At 55.0% G+C, this 20,663-nt stretch carries 12 protein-coding genes; 6 read left to right on the top strand and 6 right to left on the bottom strand.

The genetic code is table 11. The annotated features are described in order from the left end of the window. Positions 1 to 67: 67 nt before the first annotated feature. Positions 68 to 1,825, bottom strand: a complete 1,758-nt coding sequence (locus LGM20_RS16625) for an AAA family ATPase (protein ID WP_044521938.1) — start codon at positions 1,823 to 1,825, stop codon at positions 68 to 70. A gap of 185 nt (positions 1,826 to 2,010) precedes the next feature. Between LGM20_RS16625 and matP the strand changes: the two genes are divergently transcribed. Next, positions 2,011 to 2,463 (top strand): macrodomain Ter protein MatP, encoded by a 453-nt coding sequence (gene matP, locus LGM20_RS16620; protein ID WP_002898404.1) that lies wholly within the window; start codon positions 2,011 to 2,013, stop codon positions 2,461 to 2,463. Positions 2,464 to 2,609: 146 nt separating this feature from the next. Here the strand turns inward: matP and ompA are convergent, their stop codons facing one another. Continuing rightward, positions 2,610 to 3,680 (bottom strand): porin OmpA, encoded by a 1,071-nt coding sequence (gene ompA, locus LGM20_RS16615; protein ID WP_044521956.1) that lies wholly within the window; start codon positions 3,678 to 3,680, stop codon positions 2,610 to 2,612. 352 nt (positions 3,681 to 4,032) lie between these two features. After that, positions 4,033 to 4,542 (bottom strand): SOS-induced cell division inhibitor SulA, encoded by a 510-nt coding sequence (sulA, locus tag LGM20_RS16610; RefSeq protein ID WP_023289052.1) that lies wholly within the window; start codon positions 4,540 to 4,542, stop codon positions 4,033 to 4,035. Positions 4,543 to 4,567: 25 nt separating this feature from the next. Between sulA and LGM20_RS16605 the strand changes: the two genes are divergently transcribed. Then, on the top strand, positions 4,568 to 4,873 hold the full coding sequence (locus LGM20_RS16605) for a hypothetical protein (RefSeq protein ID WP_158239089.1): 306 nt from the start codon (positions 4,568 to 4,570) through the stop codon (positions 4,871 to 4,873). Between the two features lie 17 nt (positions 4,874 to 4,890). Beyond that, entirely contained in the window at positions 4,891 to 5,487 is a 597-nt protein-coding gene (locus LGM20_RS16600; protein WP_044521939.1) for a TfoX/Sxy family DNA transformation protein, read from the top strand. 10 nt (positions 5,488 to 5,497) lie between these two features. Here the strand turns inward: LGM20_RS16600 and yccS are convergent, their stop codons facing one another. Both yccS and LGM20_RS16590 read right to left on the bottom strand, forming a co-directional pair. Beyond that, on the bottom strand, positions 5,498 to 7,633 hold the full coding sequence (gene yccS, locus LGM20_RS16595; protein ID WP_044521942.1) for a YccS family putative transporter: 2,136 nt from the start codon (positions 7,631 to 7,633) through the stop codon (positions 5,498 to 5,500). A gap of 17 nt (positions 7,634 to 7,650) precedes the next feature. Further along, entirely contained in the window at positions 7,651 to 8,097 is a 447-nt protein-coding gene (locus tag LGM20_RS16590; RefSeq protein ID WP_004201437.1) for a YccF domain-containing protein, read from the bottom strand. Between the two features lie 124 nt (positions 8,098 to 8,221). Here LGM20_RS16590 and helD point away from each other — a divergent pair, with 124 nt between their 5' ends. Further along, the gene (helD, locus tag LGM20_RS16585) at positions 8,222 to 10,276 is read left to right on the top strand and encodes a DNA helicase IV (RefSeq protein WP_044521945.1); all 2,055 of its coding nucleotides are present in this window, start codon (positions 8,222 to 8,224) and stop codon (positions 10,274 to 10,276) included. Between the two features lie 11 nt (positions 10,277 to 10,287). Here the strand turns inward: helD and mgsA are convergent, their stop codons facing one another. Beyond that, entirely contained in the window at positions 10,288 to 10,746 is a 459-nt protein-coding gene (gene mgsA / locus LGM20_RS16580) for a methylglyoxal synthase (protein WP_004201439.1), read from the bottom strand. A gap of 154 nt (positions 10,747 to 10,900) precedes the next feature. Here mgsA and LGM20_RS16575 point away from each other — a divergent pair, with 154 nt between their 5' ends. Then, positions 10,901 to 11,314, top strand: a complete 414-nt coding sequence (locus tag LGM20_RS16575; protein ID WP_044521947.1) for a CoA-binding protein — start codon at positions 10,901 to 10,903, stop codon at positions 11,312 to 11,314. A gap of 613 nt (positions 11,315 to 11,927) precedes the next feature. Further along, positions 11,928 to 20,609, top strand: coding sequence for a BapA/Bap/LapF family prefix-like domain-containing protein (locus tag LGM20_RS16570; protein WP_224222686.1), 8,682 nt, complete (start codon positions 11,928 to 11,930; stop codon positions 20,607 to 20,609). Positions 20,610 to 20,663: the final 54 nt, after the last annotated feature.

Raw genomic sequence — 20,663 nt, 5'->3', positions numbered from 1 at the left:
TTTCAGTAAGCCTTATTTTAAGTTCGGGACGCAGGATAGCTAACACGTGTAAGCTGAACAAGTCCGATCAGTTAGAACTTGTCCCACCTAACCAGCGTAGCGGCCACGGAAAACGATGGCGAGTCTCCTGCTGGGTCGCCTGCGCTATCCGCTCCTGAATGGTTTGTCGCAGCGTCTGTCCTTCACCGTCCCACATCAGCTGGGTCAACATCGGCAGCGCTTCGGTGATATCGTCTATTGCCCAGATAGCAAACTGATTGTCGGCAACGGCCTGACGCAGCTCGTGGGTCAGACTAAGGTGGCGAACGTTGGCGGCAGGGATAATCACGCCCTGTTTTCCGGTGAGGCCGCGCTGCTGACAGATTGTGAAGAAACCTTCAATTTTTTCATTCAGTCCGCCGACCGGCTGCACACGACCAAACTGGTCGACGGAGCCGGTGATCGCGATGCTCTGATTAATCGGCACGTTGGCCAGCGCGCTGATTAAGGCGCAGAGTTCCGCCATGGAGGCGCTGTCGCCATCCACTTCACTGTAGGACTGTTCAAAGGTCAGCGAAGCGGAGAAGGGGAGTTGTTGCTCCAGCTCCAGCTCGGACATCAGAAAAGCCTGCATGATCATCATGCCTTTCGCATGGATGTTGCCGCCCAGCTCGGCTTTGCGTTCGACGTCGATAAACTCGCCGTCGCCAATGTGCACGACGCAGCTGATGCGCGAAGGTTCGCCGAAGGCGCGTGGATGACCGGGGAATTCAATGACTGAGAGGGCGTTGATCTGCCCGACGCATTCGCCTTCGGTTTCAATCAGGATCTGTTCCTGCAGGATTTCATCCTGCATACGCTCCGCCAGGTAGCCTTCACGCCACTCCCGGCGCGCCAGCATCGTCTGCATCGCTTCGCCGGTAATCTCTTCGCCTTCGCAGAAGGCGGCAGACTCACGCAGCTGGCGGGCTATCCATAGCGGGCTGAGCGGCAGGGTCTCCTGGTCGCCGGTGTAGCGCGTCCCTTCATCGATCAGCAGTGGCCAGGCATCGCTCGCCGGGCCCGGTAGCTCCAGCTGCTGCGCATTCTGCCATACCCACTGGCACCAGGCCTTCAGCGTATCGGCGTCCGCAAACTGCAGGGTGTCTTCATACTCACTATAGATAGCCTGGGCAGAGAGCTCTGGCTCCATTTCCTGGAAATCGGCCAGCGATTCGCGTTCGCCCACCAGCATGACTTTCAGGCTCAGCGGCATGGAAGGGATGCTGACCGGCAGCGGCCGTGATTCATCAATGGAGAGCCAGTCAAAGCGCTGACGGGTCACCATATTTTTCAGACGCATCCACAGCAGCGGTTGCGCCAGTAGTGCGCGTAGTGAGAGCACCAGCACGCCGCCGTTGGCCTGATGGACCAGGCCTGGCTGGAGTGTGATTTCACCGTTAAACTGGCGTACGCAGCCAAACAGCTGTTCCGCCTCCAGCCAATCGGCCGCCACGACCGGAGCGGTACTGGCAAAATTATCTTCAGCGCGTTGCGCCGGCGTGAGCGTCACGTGAGCGCCGTTAACCTCATAGCGAACTCCGTGAAGCGGTGCGGCAGGCTCGTGCAGCGTGCGAGTTTCAGCCGCCAGCCATTGCAGATATTCCGGCTCCTCAGGGGCTTTCACCAAAATGAAGGAGGAGACTGCCGGGGTGTACAGCAGTTGCTCAAGCGCATAGAACAACCGCGGCTGCAGATCGCCCGAGAGGGAGGGGGCCGGATGAGAGAGTTCAGCTTGAGCAAACAGCGCCTGGTAAGGTTCCAGATCAGGCGCAAGGTCGGTTCGGGTCAGTTTCGTAATGGTCAAAGTCGCTGTTTTTTAGTTAGATGTAAAGCGCGCAATTATACCTGATGCCGCGTCTGAGCACACGGAGGATTATGGCTACCCCGATGATTACCCGGCCATACACCTCACGAATAATGATTTATATTCAGCACATCAGGAAAAAACTGATATCCTGAAATGAGTTACACGGTCACATTGAGATCGCAATGAAATATCAACAACTGGAAAATCTTGAAAGCGGCTGGAAATGGAAATATCTGGTAAAGAAGCACCGGGAAGGTGAGCTGATTACCCGCTACATTGAGGCCAGCGCTGCGCAAGCTGCGGTAGATGACTTGCTGACGCTCGAGAATGAACCTGTGCTGGTGCATGCCTGGATTGAGCAGCATATGAATCCGGCGCTGATGAACCGCATGAAACAGACCATCCGTGCGCGACGGAAACGCCATTTTAACGCCGAGCATCAGCATACGCGTAAGAAGTCGATCGACCTTGAGTTTGTCGTCTGGCAGCGCCTTGCCGGTCTGGCGCAGAGGCGAGGGAAAACCTTGTCCGAAACCATCGTCCAGCTGATTGAGGATGCTGAGCATAAAGAGAAGTATGCCAGCAAAATGTCGAGCCTGAAGCACGATCTGCAGGTTCTGTTAGGTAAGGAGTAGCGGGCTGCCCGTTCAGTGGTGACTAAGGCGCAGGTCGCTCCACACAGGCTATTATCCGCCTCTAACGGCCTTCAGTCTTTAGCCGCTAAAGCGAGCGAGAAGACATAAAAAAACCCGCCGAAGCGGGTTTTTTCATCAGTTGTAACTTAAGCCGCAGGCTGAGTTACAACTTCTTTGTAGCCTTTAACTTCGATCTCTACACGACGATCCGGAGCCAGGCAGTCGATCAGGGCAGCGCGAGCTTTCACGTTGTCACAGGTGTTGCCAGTAACCGGGTTGGATTCACCCATGCCGCGAGCGGAGATTTTGCCAGCCGGGATGCCTTTAGCAACCAGGTAGTCAACAACGGACTGAGCACGTTTCTCAGACAGCTGCTGGTTGTAAGCTTCGGAACCGATGCGGTCGGTGTAGCCCAGAACAACAGCGGAACCGTCTTTCGGATCCATGTTGCTCAGCTGGGTGTACAGCTGATCCAGAGCCTGCTGACCTTCCGGTTTCAGGGTTGCTTTGTTGAAGTTGAACAGTACGTCAGACTTCAGGGTGAAGTGCTTGGTCGCCACTTCCGGAGCCGGAGCCGGAGCCGGAGCTACAACCGGTGCAGCATCTTCCTGACCGAAACGGTAGGAAACGCCCAGGCTCAGCATGCCGTTATCAGGACGGGTACCCACAGTGCCCGCGTCGCCGATGTTGTTAACCCACTGGTATTCCAGACGGGTAGCGATGTCACGAGTAACAGCCCACTCTACGCCGCCAGCAAATACTGGGGAAACGCCAGTGTCGTGTTCGCTACGGGAAACGCCGGTAGAAGCGTAGTTGCCTTTGGAGTCAGCGCGCCAAACCATGCCGCCCAGACGGGTGTAGATGTCCAGATCGTCAGTGATCGGGTAACCCAGTTTAGCGGTCAGCTGAACGCCCTGAGCTTTGAAAGCACCGTTGTCAACGCTGCCTTTATATGCCATACGGCCCAGCCAGTCGTAACCCATTTCGAAACCGAGGTACGGGTTAACCTGGTAACCACCGAACGCACCAGCACCGAGCTGATCGTTACGGGTCGGACCATTGTTGCCCTGGAAACCGTTACCGTAGAAACCGGTGTCGTGATACTGGGACCAACCCAGTTTACCACCTGCATACCAGGTGTTATCTTTCGGAGCGGCCTGCGCTACGGTAGCGAAGCCAGCCAGTGCCACTGCAATCGCGATAGCTGTCTTTTTCATTTTTTGCGCCTCATTATCATCCAAAATTCGCCATGAAGTTACAAAAGACCTCACGGTTAAATCCTTCACCGGGGGCGTGACTTGTTGTTAACTATGCTGATACATGCAGCGTAAGCCGATCACCCCTGGCGATGTAAAGTCTACAACTTAGTTCGAAACTTACAAGTGTGAACTCTGTCAGGCATATGAAAAAAAAGGGTTGTGTACACAATATTTAACAAATATGGTTGATTTTCGTACACGAAAAAAAGGCACAAATGCCCGTGTGGCAGGCATTCCGCGAAAAAGACCTTAAAAAACGCTGTGCCATTACTACCGGTAAAAAAAATTCCAGGAATAATCCTAATTTCACTCAATGATACAAATTTGAGTGAATTTTTAGCCCGCTGAGTTGTCTGCCGAGCGTGCCCTGATTTCGGACCGGGCGCATGATGAATCCCATCGCGCAGCCTTCCTGGGCTGCATGCACCAGACGCTCATGTTCGTCAGCGGTTAACTCCTCCGCAAGCCAGCAGATAACCACACTATAGTTACCGGTACGCAGGGCGCGGATCATCGAGTCTAAAGTGTGACTGGGGGAGAGCTGGCTAATTTGCATGACCTTAGACAGCGGCAGACCGGCGGACTGAACCCACTCGCGGCTAAGCTTTTGCTGCGGCGTAAGCCACAGCTGCCAGCGAGACTGTTGACCCAACTGCTGTAATAAAGGTAGCAACAACAACTGTGTCATCATGGGTTGATCTTCACGATAGACAATTTCACTGATCAGCCCATTGGCGGCCTGTTCGCCAGAACGATGAGCGTAGTGGGCTGCCGGAGCAGAGGCCTGTGCTGAACGGTTTGCATGAGCTGAAGTAAACATAGTCTATCCCGCCTGTAGTTACTGTATGCATATACAGTATATCCACCAGGGGAAAAGATCAACCGCAATTTGTCATTTTGCTGGTGGAAATTTAATCGCTTTCAGCCATCCTGACGGTACAGGTTTGCGGCTACTCGCAACACCATCCTTAACACCGACTAATCCTTTTTCTCCTGTCTGCCAGTTGCAGCAACAGCTGCAATTTTCTGAAAGCGTCTCGCAAAACCGCGTTCTGGTGGAAAAGCAGGCAAAAATCATCTTGCTGCTGTCAGGGAAGTCCCTTATGTTTTCCCTTAGCGGATCCGTTAACAACTTAAGTTTAATTACATGATTCACAAAGGAATGATCATGAGAAAACTCGTATGTCCGCGGCTCCCGCAATTTCAGGCCTGCGTCTCTCCGCTGGGTCAACTTCACTCTCGCCCTCTGTTTGGCGGCTACAGCCTGGCTATCGAAGATACCGTGTTTGCGATGGTGGCAGAGGAGAATATTTATCTAAAGGCCTGCGAGCAGAGCGCTGCCTATCGGGTAGAACACCATAATCCTTTATTGATGCTGCGCCGACACGGGCGCATCGTGCCGCTAAAGTATTATCAAATCGACGATGCCTTGTGGCGCGATGAGAAACAGCTTTTCCGCTTGTCGCTGATGTCGTGGCAGAGCGCCCAGCGTGAAAAATATCGCCGCCGGTCGTCGGGACGCCTGAAGGATTTACCCAATATCAGCTTTCATATGGAATTGCAGCTGATTCACTCGGGCATTCCAGACGTGTTAGCACTACGGGAGGTGGGCGCCCGCCAGGCCTGGCTAAAGCTGCGCGAGAACAATGCTTCTCTATCGCACAACGTCTTGCTGGCGCTGGAGGGGGCTATCGTTGGCGTTCATGCCGCCGCGCTCCCGACGCCACGGCGTCAGGAGCTTCTGGAATGGGCGTCTGCGCGCTAATGGACAACGGTTATTCCGTTTGAGCGTGTACCCGCTGCTGCAGGCGGCAGATTTCAGGCAACAGCGCCAGCAGCAGGCCAATCTGCTGTAACACCAGGGGCTCTTTACTGTCCGCGCGAGGCTCCAGATGGTGGATCCGGCTTTGCAAGCTGGTCAACGCCTTCTGCACTCGCTGTTCATCCGCTGGGGTATGATGCAGGGCATCATCGACATAGCAGACCGCATCATCGAGCAGGGCGAGGATGTCCGGCGTGGACAGTTTTTCCCGATGCGCGCCGAGAGCGGAAATGTAGCTGGTGAAGGTATGATTGAGGCACAGCAGGCGAAAGGCGGTCTCACGCTGGGCGGCATCCGCCCGTGGTTCCGTCGACAAGTTCGAGACGACGGAAGCCAGCTCCGCATCGCGGTTGTAGGCGTCACGGCGTGCGACACGGTAGGCCAGCCGGTTGTCGCGCCCCTGGTGGTACTGCTCCAGGATGGCATCCAGATAACGGCAGTTCGCGTTTAGCGCCCGGTCCAGCGCCCGCGGCAGGTTGCGGAATTTCCAGTCCGGCCAGATGAAGCTGACCGCCGCCCAGGCGATGGCGCAGCCGATCAGCGTATCAATGATGCGCGGCAGCGCGACTTCAAAACCTTCGCCAAGCAGGTTAAAGCACAGCAGCACCAGCAGCGTAATAAACATGGTGGCATGGGCGTACTGCACGTTACGAAAGGCGAAGAACAGCACGCCGGTGAGGACGATCAGCAGCAGCTGCCCTTCAACCGACGGTACCAGCAGGAGGACCGGCAGGCCGATCGCCACCCCGACCAGCGTGCCGATGATCCGCAACGCCAGGCGATGGCGGGTGGCGTTATAGTTCGGCTGACAGACGAACAAACTGGTCAGCAGGATCCAGTAGCCGTGCTGAAGCCCGGTAAACTGGATAAAGGCATAGCCGGCGCAGAGCACCAGCGACATACGCACCGCGTGGCGAAAGAGGGCTGACTCTGGCGACATATTGCGCTGCAGGCGCAGCCAGATATCGTTCAGTCCGCCTAGCCTGTCGTCGGCCAGCAGCGTCTCTGTATTACTCCCGGCGGGCGCGGTGGTTTGCACCGATTCAATCGTGGCCAGCTGAGCATCAATGGCGCGCAGGTTATTGAGTAAATAGCCAAGGGCGTTGAGCTGCTCATCGGATGCGCCGCTGGCGCGTACGCGCTCAAGTGCCGCATCGAGATGCATAAACGCCCGTTCGAAATGGGCATCATGTTGATAGGGTTCGCGCAGCAGAATCGCCCGCGAGAGTTTCTGGCAGGCCTGCGCCTGCATCGAAAGCATGCGCTGGAAACGGAACATCACATCGCTGTAGCGGAACTGGTCGCGCAGGGTCTGGTACTGAATATGCGATGAGCTGGCGCGTTCATGAATATCCTGGGCCACAAAGTAATACTGCAGCGTACGACGAGTACCACGCTGTCCCCGGTCGCCTCGTAGTCGGGTCAACAGTGAGACCTTGGTTTGGTTAAGGGTCGCCACCAGTTGGCCGTTGGCGAGGGCCAGATCGTACAGCGGCGCCTGGCTCTCATCCTCAAGGTCTGGATCAAACAGCCGGGATTTGAGCTCCAGATAGCGGGCCAGTTGCTCATAGCTACGCGCCAGGTTGTCCTGCAGTGGACGAATTGGAAAAAGCAGATGGCCGGACAACGTCAGCAGGTTGTACCACACGGCTCCCGCCAGCAGGAACAACGGCTGCAGATACCAGTGATCGTACAGCGTGACGCCGAGCATGGTGTAGATGGCGATAAGCAGGGCGCCGAAGGCAATGGTCGCATAGCGCTGTCCGAGGCCGCCAAGCAAAATAAAGCCGATGGTAGACACGGTCAGACCAAGGGCAAACAGCGGCGGCCACGGAAACAGCAGCTCCACGGAGGCGGAGGCGATAAAAAAGCAAACCAGAGTAATGGCGAGGTTGCGCAGACGGCCCGCCAGACGGTCATCAAGGTCGGTCAGCGCCGCGGCCACGACGCCGAGGGTGAGGGGGATGGTCAGTTTGACTTCGCCGATCCACCAGGGAAACAACGTCGTGCCGCAGAGCGCAATAAAAATGCGTACGTTATAAAGCCAGGCGCTGTTCCAGGTGTAGCGGCGTAGCAGGGGGCTAATCATGTCCGTGTTCCGTTCGGTTACTGAAAGCGACGACGCGCATTGGCTTCGCGCGCGGCGCGCGCGGTTTCCACAGAGACGACCCGGCGACCCACCGGCCAGAGGGCGATGGCGGCGATTTTAAAATTAGCGATCCCCACCGGGATGCCAATGATAGTCAGGCATTGGGCGATGCCGCTGAAAATATGCATCAGGCACAACCACCAGCCGAAAAAAATGAACCACAGAATGTTCAGGATGGTGCCGCCGGCGTTCAGCAGGCTGTTTTGGCGACCTGGCTCGAGCTCATCAACATGAATCGCCTCGTTACCATAAGGAAATAACGAAAGGCGAGTGATTTCCCAGCAGGAACGAGTCAGCGGCAGCGTGACGATCAGCATAATGCTGACCAGGGTGGCGAGCAGCCAGCCTAAAGTGGTGGCGAAACCGCCAAGGATAAAGTTCAAAATATTCAGAATGGTACGCATAAAGCCTCGGTTTTGCCCTGTGGATAATAAGACCTGACAATTGTAACGTTTTTTTGCGCTGGAGCACCTGGTCCGGGGCGGTTAAACTGAAAAACAATCCACCCTGATTGAAAATCGACATTATATGGAACTTAAAGCGACAACATTGGGCAAACGCATGGCTCAGCATCCTTATGACAGGGTGCAGTTACTGAATGCCGGGGTAAAGGTTTCCGGCGATCGTCATGAGTATCTTATCCCTTTCAATCAGTTATTGTCAGTGCATTGTAAGCGCGGTCTGGTCTGGGGCGAACTGGAGTTTGTGCTGCCGGACGATAAAGTCGTGCGTTTGCACGGTACCGAATGGAGCGAAACGCAGCGCTTTTATCACCATTTACACACGCTCTGGCAGCAGTGGAGCACGGAAATGAGCGATATCGCCGCCGGGGTGCTGAAGCAGCAGCTTACAGCTATCGAACGCACCCGGGCAGAAGGTAAGTGGCTGACGCGTCAGCAGGTGGCGGATGTTCAGGATAATATTCGCCATGCGTTAACCGGGCTGCCGATGCCCACCAGCCGGCTTGACGCCTTTGATAACTGCCGGGAGCTGTGGCGGGAATGTCAGCGCTGGTTAGGGGATATTGAAGCGGCGCGTCAGGCCCATAACCAGGCCTTTACCGAGGCGATGCTGGAACAGTATCGCGGCTTTTTTGACGGCGTGGAATCCTCCCCGCTCAATCCGTCGCAGGCGCGAGCGGTGGTGAACGGCGAGCGCTCCCTGCTGGTGCTGGCGGGAGCGGGCAGTGGTAAAACCTCGGTGCTGGTGGCTCGAGCGGGCTGGCTGCTGGCGCGGGGAGAAGCGGCGGCAGAGCAAATTCTGCTGCTGGCATTCGGCCGCCAGGCGGCGCAGGAAATGGATGAGCGGATCCGCGAGCGTCTGGCATCAGACGATATTACCGCCCGCACCTTCCACTCGCTGGCGCTGCATATTATCCAGCAGGGCAGCAAAAAAGTGCCCACCATCAGTAAGCTGGAAAGCGATACTGCGGCCCGCCATGCATTGCTGCTGAAAAGCTGGCAAAAGCAGTGCCAGGAGAAAAAAGCGCAGGCGAAAGGCTGGCGCCTGTGGCTGGAAGAGGAGATGGGCTGGCAACTGCCGGAGGGAGACTTCTGGCAGGATAAAAAGGTGCAGCGGCGGATGGCCAGCCGGCTTGACCGCTGGGTCAGCCTGATGCGCATGCACGGCGGCTCCCAGGCAGAGATGATCGCCGGCGCGCCGGATGCGGTACGCGATCTGTTCAGTAAACGGGTGAAGTTGATGTCGCCCCTGCTGAAAGAGTGGAAGGCGGCGCTGAAGGCGGAGAATGCGGTCGATTTTTCCGGTCTGATCCATCAGGCGGTCAATATTCTCGATAAAGGCCGCTTCGTTAGCCCGTGGAAACACATTCTGGTGGATGAATTTCAGGATATTTCGCCGCAGCGAGCCTCGCTGCTGGCCGCGTTACGCCGGCAAAATAGCCAAACCACGCTCTTTGCCGTTGGCGATGACTGGCAGGCGATTTACCGGTTCAGCGGGGCGCAGCTCTCCCTGACCACCGCGTTCAACCACTACTTTGGCGAAGGCGACTGCTGTGCGCTGGATACCACCTATCGCTTTAACGGGCGTATCGGCGAAATAGCCAATGGTTTTATCCAGCAGAATCCGCATCAGTTAAGCAAACCGCTGAACAGCCTGACCGCGGGAGATAAAAAGGCCGTCACTCTGTTAGCCGACGATAAGCTGGACGATCTTCTGGATAAATTGAGCGGTTACGTTAAGCCCGAGCAGCGGATCCTGCTGCTTGCCCGCTACCATCATCTGAAACCCGAGGCGCTTGATCAAGCGGCGACGCGCTGGCCGCACCTCCAGCTTGATTTTATGACTATTCACGCCAGCAAAGGTCAGCAGGCCGACTATGTCATTGTGCTGGGACTGCAGGAGGGAGTGGATGCGTTTCCGGCCCCAGCGCGCGAGTCGATCATAGAGGAGGCGCTCCTGCCGCAACCGGAAGATTTTCCGGATGCGGAGGAACGTCGACTGCTTTACGTGGCCATAACCCGCGCCCGTCACCGGGTGTGGCTGTTATTTAACAAGGCGCAACCGTCGCCGTTTGTCGAGATCCTGCAGGCGCTGGATGTGCCTGTGGCCAGAAAGCCGTGATCGCGGTTCGATTATTTCAGGCGCTCGGCAAGATATCGCGGATAATCCGGGATCAGAATATCGAGCGGTTGAGCGAAGTGCGGCGACTGGATAATAAAGTCAGCGGTGGAGACGTTAGTGGCGACCGGAATGTTCCAGACCGTGGCCAGACGCAGCAAGGCTTTGACATCCGGGTCGTGGGGAACGGCGTTCAGCGGATCCCAGAAGAAGATCAGCACGTCGATTTTCCCTTCTGAAATGAGGGCACCCACCTGCTGGTCGCCGCCCATCGGGCCGCTCAGCATGGCATTGACCTCCAGCCCGGTAGCCCGGGAGACCAGGTTGCCGGTAGTGCCGGTGGCGTACAAAACATGTTGTGCCAGCAGCGCCTGATGGCGAGCAACCCATTTCATCAGCATATCTTTACAGTGATCGTGAGCCACCAGCGCGATATGTTTTTGCGCAGGCAGGGTACGTGTTGTCAGTTCCATATTTTCATTCCGCATTTTGACCTGCTGACAGATTACTGAATGTGGCTGTCGCTGCAAGCATCAGGGATGAAAATTTTGCTGAATCTGCGGGTTAGCCTGGATGGCCCCCTGCTGCGGATTAGCATACACTTAGGTGAAATAGCAGGAGGAAACCATGAAAGAGAACGATATTGCCGAAATCCTGACCTCGACACGGACGATTGCGCTGGTCGGCGCCAGCGACAAACCTGACCGTCCTAGCTACCGGGTCATGAAGTATCTGCTGGATCAGGGGTATCACGTTATCCCGGTTTCGCCGAAGGTGGCAGGCAAGACGCTGTTGGGGCAGCAGGGCTATGGAACGCTTGCCGATGTTCCGGAAAAGGTCGACATGGTTGATGTCTTCCGTAATTCAGAAGCGGCATGGGGCGTGGCGCAGGAGGCGATTGCTATCGGCGCGAAAACGCTGTGGCTGCAGCTGGGGGTGATCAATGAACAGGCCGCGGTGCTGGCCCGAGAAGCCGGGTTAAAGGTGGTGATGGATCGTTGTCCGGCCATTGAGCTACCGCGACTGGGGCTGGCTAAGTAAAAATAACCCGCATTAGCGGGTTTTTTTATCCTTCTCTAATAAATAAAATTCGCATTATTTATGTTTTCTTAGCGAAACGTTTCGTTGTTCATTTGAAAATTTATAGAGTGGAAATAACCTTGTGGAATATAATGTCTTTATTAATCACAGATAGCCATGCTAATTATGTGGAATAATAAAAAAACACTCAGACTCGAATTTTTTCATTTTTTTAAGGCATGTTTTAATTAAGGTTATTAATGCGGTAATTATTTTAATTATTAAAAAATGGAGGTGATTTGAATATTGCAATTCCGTGACAAAGGTCTCATTTTTTGAGGTGAACGATGAAAAAAAACGATAGAAAGATATGACGAAGCCAGGAAGTATAATTTTTTTTTGCCAAACGAGTTCTTAATGAAATGAAAACCTGGCATGAAAAATAAAAGAGTATAGAAGTGTGATTCTCTGTTTTATTGTCTTATTTATCAATCAGTTGTTTTGTTTCAATGTATTTCAGTTTTGTTTCTTAACATCCTTGCGGCCCCGTGGTTTCTGGTATATCTAATAAGATGCATAAGTAAGAATTATCTCAAAACCTCTGACTGCGTCTTCATCCCAAGGGTGCGTCCTGATGAAAAATATAAATATCACAGCAAAAGACACAGGTGTGAAATACACCATCGATGGTAATCAAGTTAACTTGAACACGCAGTCAGTTGTCGTGTTGCATATTAAGCGAGAGGACATCAGTTCGTTCTCGAGGCAAGGTAATGATCTTGTTCTGAAGATAAACGATGGCAGTACGCTTACGCTGAAAAACTTTTTTGTTAATGATGCCAGTGGGCATCATAGCGATTTAGTTTTACAGGATGACGATAGTGGGGCTCTGTGGTGGCTTGAAGGGGCAGGAACCAGCGATGCCCATTATTCTCTCATCAGCGATATTTCAGGATTACTAGTTGCTGGCAGTTCTGGTGATAGCATTGCTCCATGGGTAATGGCTGGGGCGGCACTGCTGGGGGTGGGCGCGATGATTGCGGGATCATCTGATAAAGATCACTCATCTCATTCTAACATTGATGATACAGACTCCGATGCTGATAGTGATTCGGATTCTGACTCTGACAGCGATTCTGACTCTGACAGTGACTCGGATTCCGACAGCGACTCGGATTCGGATTCTGACTCCGACAGCGATGCGGACTCGGACAGTGACTCTGATTCTGACAGTGACTCCGATTCTGACTCGGACAGTGACTCTGACAGTGACTCGGATTCCGACAGCGACTCCGATTCAGACAGCGACTCCGATTCAGACAGCGATTCCGACTCTGACTCCGACTCCGACAGCGACTCGGATTCTGACAGTGATTCGGATTCCGACAGCGATGCGGATTCCGACAGCGATGCGGATTCCGACAGCGACTCCGACTCAGACAGCGATTCGGATTCGGACAGCGACTCGGACTCCGACAGCGATGCGGATTCAGACAGCGACTCGGATTCCGACAGCGATTCGGATTCCGACTCCGACTCCGACTCAGACAGCGATTCGGATTCGGACAGCGACTCGGACTCCGACAGCGATGCGGATTCAGACAGCGACTCGGATTCCGACAGCGATTCGGATTCCGACTCCGACTCTGACTCCGACAGCGACTCTGATTCAGACAGTGACTCGGACTCTGACAGCGACTCGGATTCTGACTCCGACTCTGACTCCGACAGCGATTCGGATTCTGACAGCGACTCGGATTCTGACTCTGACAGTGACTCCGACAGCGATTCTGACTCCGACAGCGACTCGGATTCGGATTCGGACTCTGACAGTGACTCCGACTCAGACAGCGATTCGGATTCTGACTCCGACTCGGACAGCGACTCCGATTCAGACAGCGATGCGGATTCTGACAGCGACTCGGACTCTGACAGCGATTCAGATTCCGACAGTGATTCGGATTCTGACAGTGACTCGGATTCGGACAGTGACTCAGATTCTGACAGTGATTCTGACTCCGACAGCGACTCGGACTCCGACAGCGACTCGGACTCAGACAGCGACTCCGATTCTGACAGTGACTCTGACTCCGACAGCGACTCGGATTCCGACAGTGACTCGGATTCCGACAGCGATTCGGATTCTGACAGTGATTCGGATTCTGACAGTGACTCGGATTCCGACAGCGATGCGGACTCGGACAGTGACTCCGATTCCGACAGTGATTCGGACTCTGACAGCGACTCGGATTCGGATTCTGACTCCGACTCGGACTCTGACAGCGATTCTGACTCCGACAGCGACTCGGACTCTGACAGTGACTCGGATTCCGACAGCGACTCCGATTCAGACAGCGACTCCGATTCAGACAGCGACTCGGATTCCGACAGCGACTCCGACTCGGATTCTGACTCCGATAGCGACTCCGATTCAGACAGCGATTCGGATTCTGACAGCGACTCGGACTCTGACAGCGATTCGGATTCAGACAGTGACTCGGATTCGGACAGCGACTCGGACTCTGACAGCGATTCGGATTCAGACAGTGACTCGGATTCGGACAGCGACTCGGACTCTGACAGCGACTCCGACTCTGACAGCGACTCGGACTCCGACAGCGATTCGGACTCGGACAGCGACTCGGACTCCGACAGCGACTCCGATTCTGACAGCGACTCGGATTCCGACAGTGACTCGGATTCCGACAGCGATTCTGACTCTGACAGTGACTCCGATTCAGACAGCGACTCGGATTCCGACAGTGACTCGGACTCTGACAGCGATTCGGATTCTGACAGTGACTCGGACTCCGACTCGGATTCCGATTCTGACAGCGATTCAGACTCCGACTCGGATTCTGACTCCGACAGCGACTCCGATTCTGACAGCGATTCGGACTCTGACAGTGACTCCGACTCCGACAGCGACTCCGATTCTGACTCCGACAGCGACTCAGACTCCGACTCGGATTCTGACTCCGACAGCGATTCAGACTCTGACAGCGATGCGGATTCAGACAGTGACTCCGATTCTGACAGCGACTCGGATTCCGACAGCGACTCGGATTCCGACAGCGACTCGGACTCCGACAGTGACTCGGACTCCGACAGCGACTCCGACTCCGACTCCGATTCAGATAGTGACTCTGATTCCGACAGTGACTCTGATTCCGACAGCGACTCGGACTCCGACAGCGACTCCGACTCGGACAGCGACTCCGATTCCGACAGTGATTCGGACTCTGACAGTGACTCGGATTCCGACAGCGATTCCGACTCCGACAGCGACTCGGATTCCGACAGCGATTCAGACTCCGACAGCGACTCCGATTCTGACAGTGACTCCGACTCAGACAGCGACTCCGATTCAGACAGCGACTCGGATTCTGACAGTGACTCGGATTCTGACAGCGATTCGGACTCTGACAGCGACTCGGATTCCGACAGCGACTCCGATTCTGACTCCGACAGCGACTCGGACTCTGACAGTGACTCCGATTCGGACAGCGATGCGGACTCGGACAGCGATTCGGACTCTGACAGTGATTCGGACTCTGACAGCGACTCCGATTCAGACAGCGATGCGGATTCTGACAGCGACTCTGACTCTGACTCCGACAGTGATTCTGACTCGGATAGCGATTCGGATTCCGACAGCGACTCGGACTCCGACAGCGACTCCGATTCCGACAGTGACTCCGATTCAGACAGCGATTCGGACTCAGACAGCGATTCAGATTCCGATAGCGATTCTGACTCTGACAGCGATTCGGACTCCGACAGCGATGCGGATTCAGACAGCGACTCCGACTCAGATTCCGACAGTGATTCTGACTCGGATAGCGATTCTGACTCTGACAGTGACTCCGATTCTGACAGCGACTCGGATTCTGACTCCGACTCTGACTCCGACAGCGATTCGGATTCTGACAGCGACTCGGATTCCGACTCCGACAGCGACTCGGATTCCGACAGCGATTCAGACTCGGACAGCGACTCCGATTCCGACAGTGATTCGGACTCGGACAGCGACTCGGATTCCGACAGTGACTCCGACTCCGACTCCGACAGCGACTCGGACTCTGACAGTGACTCCGATTCTGACAGCGACTCTGACTCTGACAGCGACTCCGACTCGGATTCTGACAGCGACTCCGACTCTGACAGTGACTCGGATTCTGACAGCGACTCCGATTCTGACTCCGACTCGGACAGCGACTCGGATTCGGATACCGAACCGCAGGCAAATGATGATACCCATACCGCGGCTATCGATACCGTAGAGGGCAATCTTAACAACGTGACCGGAACCGCAAGCCAGCTGCTCGGCGTCTCCTTACTCAATACGGTGGATGTCTCCCTGCTGGCGGCAAACTCAACGAAGTTCTCGGTTAGTGAAGGAACCACTGAGGACGTGACGATAGCTGTTACCGGTTCAACGTTGCTGAGTCTGCAGTCGGTACTGGCACTGGTGGGACAACTGGTGGGAGGTGCTTCATCTATCACCGCCGATCTGTCGATAGTGAATACCGACACCGGTGAGGTGGTGCAGATTATTCCGGATGCCGTGAGCCTGACGCCATCTCTGGCGCTGCTCAATCTGGTTTACTCCGGCAGCGCGACCTTCAGCGACCTGCCGGCAGGGAACTACGCGGTGGTGGTTTCTTCACCACAGGCTTCCGGCGCGCTGGCCGCAGTGGTTGATGAACTGGCTTCAGCCAATCTGCTGTCGGTTGCGCAGGCGACGATCACAGACTCTACGCAGTACACCTCGACGGCAATTGCCGGCAACGTGCTGACTGCAGATGCAGGCGGTGATGTCGCAGACACCGGGGATGGCATTACGGTAAGCAAAATCGCCTCCAGCGTGCAGACCACGCCGCTTGATGTGACGTCTGAAGGCGTTGTGATCAACGGTCTTTACGGCCAGCTGACGATCCATGCGGACGGCAGCTATACCTATAAGGCGACTGGCGATGCGGACGCTGTTGGCCAGGCTGATGTCTTTACCTACACGATAGTGGATGAGAATGGTGATATGGCGACGGCCACGCTGACAATTAATATTGTGGCAGGAAGCGATACCGGTGAGTCAGATGCTGATGCGGACAGTGACTCCGACTCCGACAGCGACTCGGACTCGGACAGTGACTCGGATTCCGACAGCGACTCCGACTCTGACAGCGACTCTGATTCTGACAGTGATTCTGATTCAGACAGCGACTCCGACTCTGACAGCGATGCGGACTCGGATAGCGATTCTGACTCCGACAGCGACTCCGACTCCGACTCCGACTCCGACTCTGACAGCGATGCGGATTCCGACAGCGACTCGGATTCTGACTCCGACTCGGACTCTGACAGCGATTCTGACTCCGACAGCGACTCGGACTCTGACAGCGACTCCGATTCTGACAGCGATTCCGACTCTGACAGTGACTCGGATTCTGACAGCGACTCGGACTCTGACAGTGACTCGGATTCCGACAGCGACTCCGATTCCGACAGCGACTCTGACTCTGATAGCGACTCGGACTCTGACAGCGACTCGGATTCCGACAGCGACTCTGATTCTGACAGTGATTCTGATTCAGACAGCGACTCCGACTCTGACAGCGATTCTGACTCTGACAGTGACTCGGATTCTGACAGCGACTCGGACTCCGACAGCGATGCGGACTCGGACAGTGACTCTGATTCCGACAGCGACTCCGATTCGGATTCTGACTCCGACAGCGACTCCGACTCGGACAGCGACTCCGACTCGGACAGCGACTCGGATTCCGACAGCGATTCGGATTCGGACAGCGACTCGGATTCCGACAGCGACTCTGATTCTGACAGTGATTCGGACTCGGACAGCGACTCCGACTCTGACAGCGATTCTGACTCTGACAGTGACTCGGATTCTGACAGCGACTCGGACTCCGACAGCGATGCGGACTCGGACAGTGACTCTGATTCCGACAGCGACTCCGATTCGGATTCTGACTCCGACAGCGACTCCGACTCGGACAGCGACTCCGACTCGGACAGCGACTCGGATTCCGACAGCGATTCGGATTCCGACAGCGACTCGGATTCGGACAGCGACTCGGATTCGGACAGCGACTCGGATTCGGACAGTGACTCGGATTCCGACAGCGACTCGGATTCCGACAGCGACTCGGATTCCGACAGCGACTCGGATTCGGACAGCGACTCGGATTCGGACAGCGACTCGGACTCCGACAGCGACTCCGATTCTGACAGCGACTCGGATTCCGACAGTGACTCGGACTCTGACAGCGATTCGGATTCTGACAGCGATTCCGACTCTGACAGCGACTCCGATTCGGACAGCGATTCAGACTCTGACAGTGACTCCGACTCGGATAGCGATTCTGACTCCGACAGCGACTCCGATTCCGTTGAGGCAATACCTGATACTAATAGTTCTGAGATTATTCAGCAGTACGGCAACCTTAATGGCACTGAAGGCAATCTCTCGCAACTGGTTGGTGTCTCGCTGTTGAGCACGATTAATGTGTCGCTGTTGTCTGGCAGTAGTTTCCGCTTCAACGTGGATAACAACACGACAGAAGATATGACGGTTGATGTCAGTGGCGTTTCTCTGCTTTCAACAGCAGGACTGTTAACGTCGATAGTCAATCTGCTGGGGGCGGGAAATACGCTGACAGCCGATCTGTCGGTGATTGATATCGCTACGGGACGCGTTGTTGCTATCGACCCGGGGAGCGTGAGTATTAGCGCAACCTTGCTTGGTGGGTTGGTCTATAGCGGCACCGCTTCCTTTGAGAATCTGCCTGCTGGTAACTATGCGCTGGCGATATCCTCACCCAATTCTGATGGGGTGCTGGTGAGCCTGATCAACACGCTGGCAGGGGCAGGCGTTGCCACCTTCGTTGAGGCAACGGTAACAGACTCGCTCGGTTATAGCGGAAGTACCGTTACAGGCAACGTACTGGAGGGATCCGACAACGGCGATATGGCCGATAGCGGTACCGATCTTACGGTAACGTCGGTAACAGCCACCACTGCCGCAGGCGAGACTGTCTCCGTGGATGGCGGCACAATATCGGTAACCGGTGCTTACGGTGTCCTGACTATTAACGCTGACGGCAGCTATAGCTATCAGGCATCAGGTAAGGCGGGGTCAGCAGGTAATGCAGATGTATTTACCTACACCATTACGGATGGTAATGGACTGCAATCCACCACGACCCTGACCATTAATATTGGTCAGGAGATCGAAACCGCCCAGGCCAATCCTGATACGCAGGCTTATTACGTCGGCAATGTCGAGGATAATCTTGATATTCAAGGGGGCAATGTCGTTCAGGTGGCGGGCCTGTCGTTACTGAATACCGTGAATGTCGCGCTTCCGACTAATGGCTTTAAGTTTACCGTGGCCGAGGGGACTGAACAGGATGTGACGTTAGGCGTTTCAGGGTCTACCGCCCTTAGCATCGCGCTTGGCGCTGTCACCCTGGATCTTATTCTGGTCAATACCGATACGAACCAGATTGTCGGGGTCATTAAGGATGGAATTACAGCAACGCCGACTGGTCTCCTTGGATTAAGCCTTGAGTATGCGGGGGGAGGTGAGTTCGAACGAATTGGCGCCGGTAACTATATGGTCGTTATTTCGTCACCCACCACAGGAGGGGTGATCGGCTCGATTCTGAATCTCAATTTGGGCACCAGTATTAGTATGGAGGTGACTGATTCGGCCAAATATGTGACGGGTAATGTTCTGCATACTGATAGCGATGGTGATGTCGGCGATACCGGAAACGGGATTACCGTAAGCAGCGTCCAGTTTGGTTCGCAGATAGAAACCGTCACCCCTGAGGGCGTCACTATAAATGGCACCTGGGGAACGCTGTTCATCAAGGCGGACGGTAGTTATAGCTATCATGCCAATGGTACAACGGGCGCCGGTCAAAGCGATGTCTTCACCTATACGATAGAAGATGCGTTGGGTCAGACTTCATCGACTACGTTGACGATGAATATTGAATCGACACCGGCGGTGGCGATAGATGATATCGTTTCCCTGTCGGCGCCGACGGCAATGCAAGCGGCCACCTGGACGCAAAGCGTCAGTAATCTTGCGGTGACGAACGCTGCGGTACAGACTGGCGCGACCTCGGCGGTGAAAGTAACAAGCCAGAACTTTACCATCGCGGAAGGCCGGGAGGTGGATGGGGCGTCTATCACTCTCAACCTGAGTGGTAACCGAACCAGTGGCCTTTCACTACTGAATGGCGATCTTTCCGGAACGGTCACGTTAATCCATCATGTGACCGTTGGCGGAGTCACGACAGATGTCACGGTGTGGACGGGGCCTCTGGAGATGGCCCTCAACGGTACCCTCTTGAGCCCGGGGGCGGATTCGGCTACCGCGACGCTAAACCTGGTCAACGGCAGCAACCCGGTACAACTGGCGGCAGGTGATTATACGCTGAGTATTAGTCATACGATGCAGGCTGGCCCGGCGATGACCTACAGCCTGTCAGCGAGCGTGACAGGAACCGAGATCCATACCGATGCGCATCTGACGGTCGCGCAATCCGTGGCAGGCAATATTCTCGACGGTTCCGATGCGAATGGCACACCGGATACGCTTGGTTCGCTGCATAGCGGCTTTACGATAAGTGGCGAAAATAATCTGGGCGTCGTGACCAACTGGACCTTCCATTCGGATGGCACAGTAACTAACGATACGGGGACCAGCGCCTCTAACGGAAATGCGGTGCTGTATGGTGAATATGGGATCCTGACCATTAATGGGGAAGGAGGTTACACCTATCAGTTGAACAATGGTGTCAATACCGACGCCATAACGGCTAAGGAGACGTTTACCTATACCCTTATCAGTAGTGATGGCGGCAGTTCGACGGCGAACCTGACCATCGATCTGCATCCGCAGATCGCCGGCAGCGTCAATGACGATAGCGTTCACAGTACCGCTTACGATGATACCTTCAGCATGGGAGTGGGGGCCGATACGCTGGTTTACAACCTGCTGGCGGATGACGACACCGGAGGCAATGGTAGCGATACCTGGAGCGATTTCTCAGTCGCGCAGGGAGACCATATCGATATTTCGGCGCTGCTGGTCGGCTGGAATGGTTCCAGCGATACGCTGGGTGACTATATTACTCTGAGTTATGTTGGCGGAAATACCGTGGTGTCTATTGATCGCGATGGTAACGGTGGAACCACTCATCAACCTGCGACGTTGATTACGCTACAGGGGGTCCATATCAATTCGCTCGATGAGCTGATTGATACCAACAATTCGAACTAAATATGTCGATGGGAATGGTGGCACAGGGATGTGCTGCCGTTATGGCTTTTGCCA

This window comes from Klebsiella quasipneumoniae subsp. quasipneumoniae (genome assembly GCF_020525925.1).
Classification (GTDB): domain Bacteria; phylum Pseudomonadota; class Gammaproteobacteria; order Enterobacterales; family Enterobacteriaceae; genus Klebsiella; species Klebsiella quasipneumoniae.
This window is presented reverse-complemented; position numbering and strand designations above follow the sequence as displayed.

Bases quoted from the DNA above. Each gene is read 5' to 3' on its own strand.
- sulA (WP_023289052.1), bottom strand. From the start codon at position 4,542: ATGTTTACTTCAGCTCATGCAAACCGTTCAGCACAGGCCTCTGCTCCG.
- ompA (WP_044521956.1), bottom strand. From the start codon at position 3,680: ATGAAAAAGACAGCTATCGCGATTGCAGTGGCACTGGCTGGCTTCGCT.
- LGM20_RS16600 (WP_044521939.1), top strand. From the start codon at position 4,891: ATGAGAAAACTCGTATGTCCGCGGCTCCCGCAATTTCAGGCCTGCGTC.
- matP (WP_002898404.1), top strand. From the start codon at position 2,011: ATGAAATATCAACAACTGGAAAATCTTGAAAGCGGCTGGAAATGGAAA.
- LGM20_RS16590 (WP_004201437.1), bottom strand. From the start codon at position 8,097: ATGCGTACCATTCTGAATATTTTGAACTTTATCCTTGGCGGTTTCGCC.
- LGM20_RS16605 (WP_158239089.1), top strand. From the start codon at position 4,568: ATGCATATACAGTATATCCACCAGGGGAAAAGATCAACCGCAATTTGT.
- LGM20_RS16575 (WP_044521947.1), top strand. From the start codon at position 10,901: ATGAAAGAGAACGATATTGCCGAAATCCTGACCTCGACACGGACGATT.
- LGM20_RS16570 (WP_224222686.1), top strand. From the start codon at position 11,928: ATGAAAAATATAAATATCACAGCAAAAGACACAGGTGTGAAATACACC.
- yccS (WP_044521942.1), bottom strand. From the start codon at position 7,633: ATGATTAGCCCCCTGCTACGCCGCTACACCTGGAACAGCGCCTGGCTT.
- mgsA (WP_004201439.1), bottom strand. From the start codon at position 10,746: ATGGAACTGACAACACGTACCCTGCCTGCGCAAAAACATATCGCGCTG.
- helD (WP_044521945.1), top strand. From the start codon at position 8,222: ATGGAACTTAAAGCGACAACATTGGGCAAACGCATGGCTCAGCATCCT.